The following is a 13,326-nucleotide window of genomic DNA, read 5'->3' as shown; positions in this document are numbered from 1 at the left end:
TCCTTTATGTCGGTTCTTTATTTCGGAATCTGTATAGTGAACACCGTCGTCTCACGTCCGCGCCGGGAAAGTGTTAATCGTCCACCCATCTTCTCGGTGTTTCGCCGCGCAATCGCCAGTCCAAGTCCAGTCCCTCCGGTTCCCGTACGCGCCTCATCCCCTCGCACAAATGGATCAAAGATGGTTGCCCACAACTCCTGAGGGATACCCACACCGGTATCAGCGACCTCAATAACGACATGGTTGTCCATTGGAATTAACTCCATACGCAGCTCCGTTCCCCGTGGATTGTAGGACAAGGCGTTTGTAATCAGGTTCTGAATCACTCTGGACAGCAGTTCCGGATCATACCTTGCATAGATCTCTTCATCAGGAACGAGCACATGCAGGCCAAAATGGTTCTGCTCAATCTCACCATACGTATCCGCCATGATCTCACGTACAAATTCGCCGATTTCCCGCTGCTGAATGTGCATACGGAAGTCAGGTGAATCCACTTTGAGCAATTCCAGCATATTCTGAATCATACGCGCGACCTGAACGGACTTGTTGTAGATATACCCCAGATATCGCTGCTGCCTGTCCTTATCTTCCCCGCGCCCTTCCACCAAAGCCTGGGCGTATCCCTGAATACTCGTGATCGGGGTCTTGAGATCATGTGACAGGTCCACAATCAGTCGCTGTTTGCTCTCTTCGGCATATCGTTTCTCCGCAGATGTATTCTCAATGACGTCCGCCATATAATTGAAGGTTTCACCGATCTGGACAAATTCCCTCTCTGCCGAGATGGACATGCGTGTACTATAATTCCCCTGAATCATCTGGGTAAGACCTAGAGAAAGAATACTCAGCGGTTTTTTGATTCGCCGGGCGACCCAATAGCTGTATACAAATATCAGCAGCAAGACCAGCCCGATCCCAATCATAATGTAAAACGATAATGGATGCTTCAAATTGGTAATCAGTTGATTATCGTTAATTCGCACACTGACCAGCTCACGCGGAATCTTTAGCAAAACGTACTCAGCAGTTCCATCTGTCGATAGCGGACTAATGGAGTAGTAGTACGGCTGTTCATTTCGGTTTTCGAGTCCTTCATATAGTTCGGCTTCACTGTATTGAGTGAACGTATCCTGCTTGTCCCCGATATAACGAATGACCCTGCGATCCGCATCGAGCACTTCAATCCATCCCCCGCTGTCCTTGAGACGCTGAATCTCGGTATTATTGGCCTCATCTGAACTACCGGACAGCCATTCGTTCTCCAGTTCTGTCACATACACATGCGCCTCCACATTCAGATCGGGATCAACCACCTGATCCGAAATGCGGAAATCGACCACATCCAGAGTAATGATAATGTAGACGATTGCTACCAGTAGCAACAAAAAGAAGTTGAACAGCAAAAAGTCCAGGGTCAGGGACGTTTGCAATAGTCTCTTTTCTCTAGCTTTCCATGGGCGCTTCAATTTTGTATCCCAGTCCCCTTATCGTTTTTAAATATTCCGGTTGCCTGGAGTCACGCTCGATCTTCTCCCGAATATTACTGATATGTACCATGATCGTACTGTCCTCGTGCGCGTAGTAATCTCCCCAGACGGCTTCGTATATTTTTTTGCGGGTGAAGACACGGCCTGGCTGCTCGAGCAAAAGCTCTACGATTTTGTATTCTGTAGAGGTCAACGTTACAGGCTTCCCTGAGCGAAACAGGATACATTGGGATCGATCAAGCCTAAGCTCACCGAGCACAAGATTCATCTCTTTGACAGCAGGCACGTCCGGTGCATCAAATTGATTGACTCTCCTGAGCAAAGCTTCCACTCTGGCGACAATCTCCAACGGATTAAAGGGCTTCGAGATATAGTCATCAGCACCTAATCCGAGTCCAAGGATTTTGTCATGATCCTGGCTTTTGGCCGACAGGAACAGAACAGGCATATGGTGTGTGGACCTGATTTGTTTGATCAATTGCAGTCCATCCATCACGGGCATCATAATATCCAGTATGACCAGATCGATCTGAGTTGAACGGATACACTGTAGCGCATCTACTCCATTAACGGCTGTCACAATGTTGTAGTCCTTCTCCAGGTACAGCTGAAGCAGTTCCACAATTTCGGGTTCGTCATCTGCAATTAATAATGTGTATCTCATGCAAATCCTCTCATTCCTATTTCAAAATTCAGTTTTCATTAGAGTTCGTATCCGCACATCCCGTTTCCTATGGTTCATATGTCTATACGTTACTACTATATACTACGTCTCTTAATTCAATCTAAACCATTTCTAAAGATAACCTAAATAAAAAGCCCGGGCATCAGGCCAGAGCTTTAAACACAAAGAAAAACAAGCAACGTTTCTTCAGTATCATTCATCCCTTGCTATGTAACCATGGTTCAACCCGTGCATATAATCGGTCCTTGTCATACTGCACATACTGACTCGCCCGATTGCGTACCGGGTCACCGGCATAGAAACGTTCATACAGATCATGTCTGGCTCCCAAGGGACTTCCCGTCAGCTCCCAGGCGAGCTGAAATAATCGAATCTTCTCTGGTGCCTGCATCGTTACGCCTCCAAGATACTTGTTCATCATGGGGCTGATACTTCCTTCGAACTCCAGCTTCCCGGAAGGGATCTGAATAAGGCCACCTGCGGCTATAGTCTTCAAAATCTCAACAGCGCGTGGGTAATAACGGGTCCCCAGATTACGGGCTGTTTCGATATATTTGAATGCTGGTAGCCAGTTACCATGAACATCCGGTGTAGCCTGTGCCTCAGATGCAATGATGAGTCCTTCAATCGTATGCATCTGGCTGACCATCTCCCCAAGCTGTTCTTGTACGTTCAGGAAGGAATCCACTCCAATTTCCTTGGCAATAGAAGACGTGATGGCTGTAATGAATTCTAGCTTCGAATGCAGCCGAATAACGCTCTGATGGTAAGCCAAACTGGAGGATGCCACGTTGCAGCGAATCTGCCATACCGCTTCCGGATTGTTGTGCAGCAGTACACGCTCCCACGGTACGAATACGTCGTCAAAAAATAATACAGCATCCATCTCATCATACTGACTACTGAGCGGATGAGCAGTATCTGAATCTGATGTTGCAAAAGATTCTCTACATACCATATGTAATCCTGGACTGCCTGTTGCCACAATAACCATATGCCCCAATTCCGGGCGATGTCCAGGAATGCGCTGAATCGGATATGCAATGATATCATCCGCATATGGAGCAGCAGTTGCCACCATCTTGGCACCACGGAGGACAACGCCCTCTGTATTGGTACGAATAATTCGAAGCATCGCATCTTCATCTTCCCCGACAGGCAGAGCACGATTAATTTGCGGGTCCCGCTGCACAATGGTCAGGAAGGCATCCTTACGTTTTGCTTCATCATAATAGGTAGCTATTTTACCTCCATATGCCGGGTCATATACAGCCATGGCATCCCGTGTGGCGTACCATCCAGTCAGGCGGGATCGAGCGTAATCCGAGAGACGGCTCATTACCCCGTAGGTGCGATCAGACCACAATCGAAAGGCTGCCGCCCTGTTGCTGATCTCCTGAGCATTGCGGGGTACTTGAAAAGCCTGATGTACATATCCATTCGTCTGCTCATCCCAATAAGCCACTGTTTCTCTCGTGTCCGCATCATCCACCAGATTGAACAGACTTTCAATCGTTTGCAAGGTTCCCCGGAAGGCAGGATGCTCGGTTACGCGAACACGTTCTCCATCCAGCCATACATTCCGTTCATCGTTCAATCGTTGCAGATAAGCTTGTCCACGGGACATCGTTATGCTCAATGTAATCCTCCTTCTCAGTAACTAGAACGATACATATTGTATCTATTGAAATAGTACTTTGCTTTGGAGGAAAAAGTCAACAGACACCGAACCTAAGGTCCGGTGTCTGTTCTATTTGATTTATATTAGATCAATTTGGCATACATATGACGCAGATAGCGCCAGCGTACCAGCAGGAAAAATAGAATCTGCATGGATGCAAATACGAGGAAAATGCGCAAAGTATAACCCATAACAGAGAAATCAACCAACTGCTGCAATGCGACAAATGCAACGGAACTGTGGGTAATGGCCAACACTATTGGTAGGAAAAACATCAATACCAGCTGTCTGGTTACGATGTTGCGAAGCTCCGGGTGACTCAGTCCCATCTTACCAATCATGCGGTACTGCTCTTCATCCCGTTCCAGATCAGCATATAACCGGAAGTAGGTAAAACTTGCAGCAAAGGTGAAAAAGACAATGCCAATCAATCCACTTAGAATTAGGATAATACCATTAGTTTGTTTGGAATTAAGCCAATCCAGCACGAGAGCGCTGATCTCGAAGTAGCCCTGACCATCTGAGTCATTTTGAATGGATTCGATCAGATCAGGAGCAAACTTCCGCGTTCCCATCCAATCTGTCACAACAAATTGAGTTTTTTTATCGAAATAAAAATTTTCATCCGCTTGGATTTCATTCTTAAATTCCTTATTCATTTTATCGTACAGCTCATTGGAAACCACATACACGTCCCTTGTATATTCAACCGGGATGACGATCTCGGTTTCAGGTGTTGTTAGACGTACCTTTTTATTTGTTTCTCCAACCCTCATATCGATATTTTTCTGAGTTGAACCCTGCCCGACCTTTGCACGTAACGTCTTGCGACTCGTAAGATTACCCGGAGTCATAAATGAGTCGTTGCCATTCTCCAGAGTTCGCTCTTTGTAACCGAGTGCCTTCGCAAGATTATTATACTCACTGAGTTTGATGATATAGTTGCCCTCGTTGTCATACAGCGGAATATAACTTCCTTTTTGATACGGAACTTCATTATCAATGAGTGTTTCTTCGATCTTCCTGACGTGGCGTTCTGCGTTAGGTGTATCCCATGAATTTTGGTAAGTAAACGCATATGGATTCGTCATGGATGACAATCCCGGATCAGCGATCGCCAGCATCGTACCAATGCCTGTAAAGGCGGAAGCCGAGATCACACTTACCATAAAAAACATGACCGCATTATCTTTCATTCGATAGGTAAGTTCGGAAAGAAACAGCAAATTCGTTTTGCGGAAAAACAAACGCTTATTGCCTTTGAGCGCCCGAATGGCATACACACTAAGTTGGGTGAATAACAGATACGTGCCTGCAATAACCAAAACAACACTACCAAGCAGCAAAGGGAAAGAGTATGTGATCCATACAAAGGCAAATACACCCGCATATCCACCCCCAATGAGTATGACGGAGAGAAGTGCTAAAAGACGAGAAGCCTTTGGCTCGGGTTTTGGTTTTTCCTCTGATTTTACAAGGTCAATCAATGACCCTTTGCGCATCAGCAGAGATGAGCTCAGCGCAATCACAACAAACAGCAGCAGAAATGCTCCGACAGTAAGTGCGATTGCTTTTAATGGAAAATAGAATCGGAGACTTTCTTCCACAGCCAGCATCGAACCGCAGATCAACAGGATCAGCTTGGCAAAGATCATTCCTAATCCAACGCCTGCCACAATGGCGGCCAATCCTATGCACAAGTTTTCCATAAATAACAGTCGGTTCATCTGTTTACGTGTCATACCAATGATTTGAAATATGCCGAATTCCTTTTTACGCGTCTTTAGAAATGAACCTACAGAATAGAGCAGAAACAGAAACGAAAAGATGAAAATAATGATCTCTGCAATCAGAAATCCCTGATTAGCAAGCATGTTCACTGTCCCGCTTGAACCTTTCAGTCCATCCTTCAGATCCGGGTGAAACAAGAGCAGCGCATACGTAAAAAAGATCATGACCGAAAACGTACTGCTCAGAAAATGGGCCAAGTAAATTCGTTTGTTCCGAACGACATTATAAATGGCGAACTGGCGAAAATTCATGTCCCGAGCCTCCCATCAGGGATAACACGTTGATGATCCGCTGATAGAAAGTCGATCGGTTATCTCCATAATGAATTTCGTTGTACAGTCTTCCATCCTTAATAAATACAACTCGGCTGCAATAACTTGCCGCAACAGCATCATGAGTAACCAGCAGCATGGTGGCCCGATCTTCCTGGTTACGGCGTTCCAGCATCTCCATCACATCACGTGCCGCCTTCGAATCAAGATTTCCTGTAGGCTCATCCGCTAGCACCAGCTTGGGTGAATGGATCAGGGCTCGTGCGATTGCTGTCCGTTGGGCCTGACCTCCGGAGATTTCATAGGTGCGTTTGTTCAGAAGATCTGCGATGCCGAGCTTCTCTGCGAGTCGGCCAACACGCTCATTCATCTCCTCAACAGGTACTCCGTCGAGAGTAAGTGGCAGGACAATGTTTTCTTTTACCGTGAGTGTGTTGAGCAGGTTAAACGACTGAAATACAAATCCCAGCTCTCGACGTCTGAACAAGGCCAGTTCATCGTGATTCAGTTCAAAGGGATTCTTTCCTGCAATCTGCAATTCCCCTGAAGTAGGGTGGTCAATGGTTGAAATCATGTTCAGCAACGTTGTTTTGCCGCTGCCTGATGGACCCATAATGCCAACGAATTCACCCTCCTGAATACTGAGATCAATACCTGACAAGGCTTCGTACGACACGACCCCTTTATAAATTTTGCTAATCTGATTCACTGAACATATCTCCATAGGTTAATGGCTCCTTTTAGATTTCGAATTTGAATTAAACTAAGTTGGGCTGAACTTCATCGCAAATCGAGGTCGTTCTCTACTTTCTGACTTCAGTCTATCGAAGTTTCGACCATTCTCCTATGGATTAACCTTTCATCTTCATGACATTATTGTAAGGTTACATGTCACGTCGCTCTTTGGGGTGTTTCATCTATGTAGAAAATGAGAAAGACGCCGATCCCTGTCAGGGCACCAGACGTCTTCTCATTTCGTTCCGTATCATGCAGATTTATATTTCAGGTTTCAAATGTAATGGTTACTGTGGTTCCTTCTCCCTGAACGGATGTAAGGTCAATCCGATGATTCATTCGTGTCAGGACATCCTTAACAATATACAGTCCCATCCCCGTGGATTCTTTAAAGTGACGCCCATTCTCTCCGGTGAAAAAAGGCTGGTACACTCGGTTAAGATCCGACTTGGGAATACCCACTCCCTGATCCTTCACTTCAAGAATGATGGACCGTGTGGATTCATAAGCCTGGATGGTTACCTTTTGCCCGTTTCCCCCGGAAGAGTACTTGATGGCATTGGATAACAGCTGTACGAGGACAAACCGAATCCACTTCGCATCCGACTGAACCATTAACGCAGAATCAATTTTCATCTCGGGATATACGTGATTGCGAATGAAGAATCGTTTCAGCTCATGGATGGCTTCTTCTCCGGCCTCCTTGAGGGATACCGGTTCCACACTGAAATCCTGTTCAAATGTCTCCAGCCGCGCCATGTACAACACCGTTTCCAGTCCTCGTCTCATCTGGTCTGCTTCCTCTCGAATGCTGATGAAACGGGGATCCTCATCCTCCTGATCCTCAACCGTCAGTTCAATGACGGACAAAGGTGTCTTCATCTGATGAACCCATTGATTCATAAAAGTCAGGTATTCCTGTTGACGCTGTTCCAGACGATGCAGATGCGCATGATAATGACCGTACTGTGAGTCCAGCAGTTCTGACAATGCCTGCGGCAAGGGCGCGGGCTCATTCAGTGGAACGAATTCTTTTAGATCATTCATTCGTTGGGACATCCGGGAATAAAACATGCGATGGGACAGATACCGATAAATGAGATAGGCTGCATATAGGACTAGCCCCAGAGATACCGCATACGCGGCCGTTAACCAGTGGTCATAGCCGTCGTACCAGAAGACCGCAACCACAGTGAGCAGCACAACGATTACCCAACAAGTCAGTACAATATGTTCTTTGATAAACAACTTCATGAGGGCGACGATGCCTTCCAATTACTGTTGAGTCGATAACCTGAACCTCTTACCGTCTCCAGCGCATCTGTAATTCCCAACTCAGTCAATCGTTTACGCACGCGGGTCACATTCACGCTAAGTGTATTATCATCCACAAAGGAATCGTCCCACAGCTTTTCCAAGATGGTTTCACGGCTAACCAGTTTGGGACTGCGACGCAGCAACGTCTCCAGCAAAATGGTTTCTTTCTTGGTCAGCTGTATCTTGCGATCACCGAGCTCCATCTCCAATCTTTCCAGATAAACAGTTAGTCCATCCAGTTCCACCTTGCGCTCTTCATGACGCGCAGCGTAATCACCATACACCCGGCGCAGCTGACTTCGAATTTTGGCCATGACAATCTCATGCTCAAACGGCTTCGTAATATAATCGTCCGCACCGTTCTCAAGCGCCATGACCTGATCCATCTTGCCACTCCGGGCCGAGATGAAAATAATCGGACATGTGGAGATGGAACGAATTTGGCGACACCAATAGAACCCATCGTAACTCGGCAAGTTGATATCCAGCAGCACGACATGCGGCTTAATTTGTTCGAACTGCTGGACGACTTGCTCAAAATCCTCAACCGCAACGGCCCTGTCACCATATCGCTCGATATGGGATTGAAGTAGACCCGCAATCTTTGGATCATCTTCAATAATCATTATCGTATACATAAAAAGGTCTCACCTCTAACCTGTCGTAATGGAATATGCAATTCTCTTTCCAAAATCATAACACAGGTTGGTACTATCGGGCATCGACCTGCTTGCGCCAATTCAGAATGTCGGCGTTCAGCTGTTTCAAATCTTCAGACGACTGTTGGTCATCGGACAAGTTATACTTCTGCTTCAAAGCCAGAATTCGATACACACTTTCATCTATTCGAGATTCAGAAATCTTCCCTGACTTCACCGCGCTCATCAGCGTATCAAAAATGGTCTTGGCACTCTCATAACTGTGAGCCACAAGCAGAATATCACTCCCTGCCTGAACCGTCGCAACGGCGGCATCGTTCAGCTTGTAATTTTTCGCAATTGCTCCCATGCTCAGATCATCCGTGATGACCACACCGTCATACTTGAATTTGCCACGCAAATGCTGACCAATGATGACGTCCGACAAGGAGGCCGGATGGTCAGGATCAAGTTTCGGAAACAGAATATGGGCTACCATAACCGCTTCTACCTGTTCCTTCACCGCAGCCTCAAACGGAATCCATTCGAGCTGGGCAAGTTGCTTTTCTGTTTTGTTTACGACAGGCAGATCCAGGTGGGAGTCCACTGACGTGTCTCCATGGCCGGGAAAATGCTTCACTACCGGAATAATCCCTTCGCTGCGCAGCCCCTTCATCTCGGCTATACCCATTCGCGACACCAGACTGGCTGAACTGCCAAATGAACGATCCCCAATCACCGGGTTATTCGGATTACTGTTGACATCTAGCACCGGAGCAAAGTCAACGTTGAAGCCTACAAGCTGAATTTGTCTTGCCAGCAATTTACCCATTGTTTCAGCCAAATCAGCATCTTTCGTCTTTCCCACTTTTCCATTGGAAGGAATGGTCTCTACCGTTTCCGGCATGCGACTCACTTTGCCGCCCTCCTGATCCACACTCATGAAGATTGGAACCGGATTGGAACGATTTACGTCCTTAATGGATTGCACGAACTTCGCTGTCCCCTGAAGGGTCGAGACGTTATTGGCATAGAAAATAATGCCTCCCACTTTCTGATCCGTGATCATCTGTTTCGCTTGGGCATCCAAAGTGGTCCCCTGAACACCTGCGAGAATCATTTGTCCAACTTTCTCATCCAAAGACAATTGTTCGAGCTGCTCTTGTACCGGATCTTTCTCTTCCTGCGGAGGCACTGTATTTTGTTGGTCATCCTGATCATTTGTATCTGCGTTTGAATTCGCATCTGTCTCCGTTCCGGCATTATTGTTATTTTGCTCTGAAGAAGATGGCTTCTGAGACTGCCCACATGCGGATAAGAGCAGGACTATTCCGATTAACAGGAACAGCATTTGAAGCATGTTTATGTGTTTGTTTTTTGAATTGCGACTATGGATGTACAAGGATGGTCATCCTCCTTAAGCGTTGTTGTCATTCAGATTGAATGTGGTTCAGGCATAACCTTATCATAAGGTGCTTCATTTTCAAAATAGAGACGGCTCGCGCACCAATGATGAAGATGTAATCTGAATAACGCAAAAAAATCCCCCTTTTGTGGTTAAAGTGTGGTACTTCATTGTGTTATTACCTCGGGCGTGTGTGATTGGAGGGAATGAAAAAAGGTGTCAGCGGTGCGAAAAATGGTTTTCTGTTGTGAATTTTTCATATGATGAAATTATTATTAAAAGAAGGTGAAAAAGCCGCCCTTCGGCGGCCTCAAGTTTGTTTTCAGTTTTCGTTGCCATTGGCGTCTGCTCATACAACTCTTCTAAAAATCCTCTTAATAGAGTGTTTTCAACACTTCTGTTGTAAAGGGAACAATTTCGGACTGGCGTCCTTCGTGAACTTTGTTCGGCCATTCCGGATCACTCAACAGCACACGCCCCAATGCGATCAAATCAAATTCATTTTTCTCCATTTTCTCGTTCAATTGATCCAGGTGAGCATCGCCAGCTCCCTGGTTTTCGTTCGCTCTATCCACGAATTCTGCTTCAAGCCCTACCGATCCAACGGAAATCGCCGGCTTGCCACTTATTTTCTGTGTCCAGCCTGCCAGATTCAGCTCTGAGCCTTCAAATTCCGGCAGCCAGAATCGACGTGTTGAGCAATGGAAGATATCTACGCCTGCAGCCGTCAGAGGTGCAAGGAACTGCTCCAGTTGTTCTGGTGTTTCCACCAAACGTGCGTCGTAGTTCCCCATTTTCCATTGGGAGAAACGAAGCACGATCGGGAAGTCAGGACCTACAGCAGCGCGACATGCTTCAATAACTTCGACAGCAAAACGCGTGCGCTGTACCAGATCGCCTCCGTATTTATCCGTACGACGATTGGTGTGTTCCCAGAAGAATTGATCAATCAGGTAGCCATGAGCCCCATGAAGCTCAATACCATCGAAACCGATGCGCTGCGCATCGGCTGCTGCCTGGGCAAATGCCTGGATGAGACCCTTGATTTCGTCCTCAGTCAGTGGTTCTCTCTCCGATTCACCTGCCATACTTAGTCCCGATGGACCTACTGGCTCAGCTTCTGCATTAGGCAGATCGCTTGAACGGCGGGCTGTGCCCACATGCCACAATTGTGGCATAATTTTGCCTCCTGCCTCATGGACTGCCTTGACTACATTCGTCCAACCCTGCAGTGATTCTTCGCCATGGAACACTGGAATGCTTGCGCCACTAACAGATGAAGGGTGATTAATACCCGTTCCTTCCGTAATAATCAGCCCTACACCTCCGGCTGCTCTGCGACGATAGTATTCCACGACCTCTGGTCCGGGTACACCTTCAGGTGAAAATCCACGAGTCATGGGCGCCATGACGATCCGGTTGGACAAGGTAAGCTTGTCCGAGGTAAATGGTTTAAACAAAGCTGACGGTACATTCATTGTGTATTGCTCCTTTACGATCAGATTGGAAGAAAACATGTGCACTTTCTTGCACATGCTCTTGTATAACTACCACAGATGTTATTTAGCGAGTTGATTAACATATATCACCTTTCTATTTTATAGTTTCTGATTTTTATTTTCAAATTTTCGAAGAAAGGCATTAATGGTCTATTGAACACACAAATAGAGCAAGCTCGATGTAGCTTCAACTAAGAAGTTCTACTATTTCGGCCTGCCCTACTTTTAACCTAAATCGCCCTCTCTGTAACCAAAAATGTGGATGAAGCATAGTATATAATCCATAATCTTCCTTTCGTTTAATTGGAATTAACTGGGATATCATTGCGATTAACTCTCAGCAATTTGCCTGATGATGTCGATAGAACATCGGGGTCCGTGCCCAGCCCAAAGTAGAAATCACCTTCGTGTTCTTCAAAAGACCTGGCGTACGTGTCCTGGTTAAAACGGAGAATTTCATTCCATGTTGTCAGATCTGTCGATTGATATACCCGGTTTATATAGAGGTTCGCACTTTTGCGTGTGTAGCTAAGCACATAAACTTTACCATCTCGCTGGAGCAGATCTGTAGGAAGGGCCTGGGTATCTGGCAAAATGACGCGCGATGCCTGGTTAATGTCGGTCATGATATTCAAGGATTTGGGTAGCAGTTGCCCATCATTGAAAACCCCTCCGGCAATATAGAGCAGCTTATTGTTGAAATTAATATTTTTCCCTATTTTATTATACGGAACTGTACCGGTTTGGTAGGATAATCCTGGTAGCATTTTGCTGCCATAGATGAGCACGTCTTTCTTTTCAAGCTTCTCGTTAATCTCTAAAATATTGGTTTTGTCGCCCCAAATATTATTGGCAGGATACATCATGCCGGATGCGTATAATTTGCCCTTGATTTCAAACAGCGTATACGCCCTGAAGCCAAATGTATTGATTGTGGCGAATTTTTGCCAGCTTTCACCTTGATCATGAGAGATTAAAACGGTAGGCTTCTGCTCGGTACCCAGCGCTGCAAATAGTTTGCCCTGATAGGACGCCAAATCGTATACATGTACGCCCAGCGGAAGATTGCGATACTTGGTCCATACATCTCCATCCAATCGGTAGAAGTTTCCCATATCCCACTGCTCGCCATCCGAATCATTTCCGGGAATGTACAGTTTGTCGTTCAGTACCTTGAAGATGTCAATCTGTTCTTCATCCACAAACATTTTGGTCGAAGGCACGATGCTCGGATTTCTATTCGTGACGGACTGGGTTACAAATTTGGGAGTGGCTGTGTCGAAATAAATAACCGGAATTGGGCCCGCATTGGGCGAAACACCTAAATTACTGCTGTTCCCATGCCCCATATATATCTTTCCTCTGTACAGTTGCAAATCCCAGACATTGTTGGCATAAGGCCCTTTCTTAAAAGGTCTTCCAAGCAATTCAATCTTGGACGTCACATCGGCGGATGTGATAGGCGCATTGGACACCTTGGCTAGCATCCGTTCGGCAGGCGGTTGCTGATCTGCTGCAGTATTATTCTTGGGTTTCGAATTGCCCATAAGCAGCCACCCCATGCCTGCAACGAGGGTCAAAATCACAGCTGCCCATTTCGTATTCCTCTGCATGTCCGCTTCCTCCTCCATTTTATGAGATAACACCTTTACACCAAAATGATACAAATTGTATCTTTTTATATTATGTAAAACGAAACCTACTTGCAACAAATTCCGCCCGATCTGTGCAAAAAAAATAGACAATCGCATCCGGAGATGCGTTGTCTATTTGTCATAATTCCATGTGCTTGCCTGCTAATTGAGCATCAGCT

General features: G+C 46.1%; 10 protein-coding genes. All 10 read right to left on the bottom strand.

Annotated features, from left to right (window positions below; translation table 11 throughout):
- Nucleotides 1-17: 17 nt before the first annotated feature.
- Nucleotides 18-1,469, bottom strand: a complete 1,452-nt coding sequence (locus AMS66_RS17890) for a sensor histidine kinase (protein WP_053782090.1) — start codon at nt 1,467-1,469, stop codon at nt 18-20.
- Nucleotides 1,447-2,154, bottom strand: a complete 708-nt coding sequence (locus tag AMS66_RS17885; protein WP_053782089.1) for a response regulator transcription factor — start codon at nt 2,152-2,154, stop codon at nt 1,447-1,449. Before AMS66_RS17885 ends, AMS66_RS17890 begins: the two co-directional genes overlap by 23 nt.
- Nucleotides 2,155-2,371: 217 nt before the next feature.
- Nucleotides 2,372-3,802 (bottom strand): 4-hydroxyphenylacetate 3-hydroxylase family protein, encoded by a 1,431-nt coding sequence (locus tag AMS66_RS17880; protein WP_053782190.1) that lies wholly within the window; start codon nt 3,800-3,802, stop codon nt 2,372-2,374.
- Between the two features lie 137 nt (nt 3,803-3,939).
- Complete coding sequence (locus AMS66_RS17875) at nt 3,940-5,898, bottom strand: ABC transporter permease (RefSeq protein WP_053782088.1); 1,959 nt, start codon at nt 5,896-5,898, stop codon at nt 3,940-3,942.
- On the bottom strand, nt 5,870-6,643 hold the full coding sequence (locus AMS66_RS17870) for an ABC transporter ATP-binding protein (RefSeq protein WP_053782087.1): 774 nt from the start codon (nt 6,641-6,643) through the stop codon (nt 5,870-5,872). Before AMS66_RS17870 ends, AMS66_RS17875 begins: the two co-directional genes overlap by 29 nt.
- Nucleotides 6,644-6,921: 278 nt before the next feature.
- A complete protein-coding gene (locus AMS66_RS17865; RefSeq protein ID WP_053782086.1) occupies nt 6,922-7,908 on the bottom strand; it encodes a sensor histidine kinase in 987 nt (328 codons plus the stop codon).
- Nucleotides 7,905-8,609 (bottom strand): response regulator transcription factor, encoded by a 705-nt coding sequence (locus AMS66_RS17860; protein WP_053782085.1) that lies wholly within the window; start codon nt 8,607-8,609, stop codon nt 7,905-7,907. The genes AMS66_RS17865 and AMS66_RS17860 overlap by 4 nt, the downstream gene beginning before the upstream one ends.
- 73 nt (nt 8,610-8,682) lie before the next feature.
- Nucleotides 8,683-9,969, bottom strand: coding sequence for a beta-N-acetylhexosaminidase (gene nagZ / locus AMS66_RS17855; protein WP_236703492.1), 1,287 nt, complete (start codon nt 9,967-9,969; stop codon nt 8,683-8,685).
- 419 nt (nt 9,970-10,388) lie between these two features.
- Nucleotides 10,389-11,492 carry an NADH:flavin oxidoreductase gene (locus AMS66_RS17850; protein WP_053782084.1) on the bottom strand — a complete coding sequence of 368 codons (1,104 nt, stop codon included), beginning with the start codon at nt 11,490-11,492 and terminating at the stop codon, nt 10,389-10,391.
- A 320-nt stretch (nt 11,493-11,812) separates the two neighbouring features.
- Nucleotides 11,813-13,126, bottom strand: coding sequence for a hypothetical protein (locus tag AMS66_RS17845; protein WP_053782083.1), 1,314 nt, complete (start codon nt 13,124-13,126; stop codon nt 11,813-11,815).
- Nucleotides 13,127-13,326 lie beyond the last annotated feature (200 nt).

The organism is Paenibacillus xylanivorans (assembly GCF_001280595.1).
GTDB classification, from domain to species: Bacteria; Bacillota; Bacilli; order Paenibacillales; family Paenibacillaceae; genus Paenibacillus; species Paenibacillus xylanivorans.
Note: the sequence above shows the minus strand (reverse complement) of the source record. Positions and strands in the feature narration are given on the sequence as shown.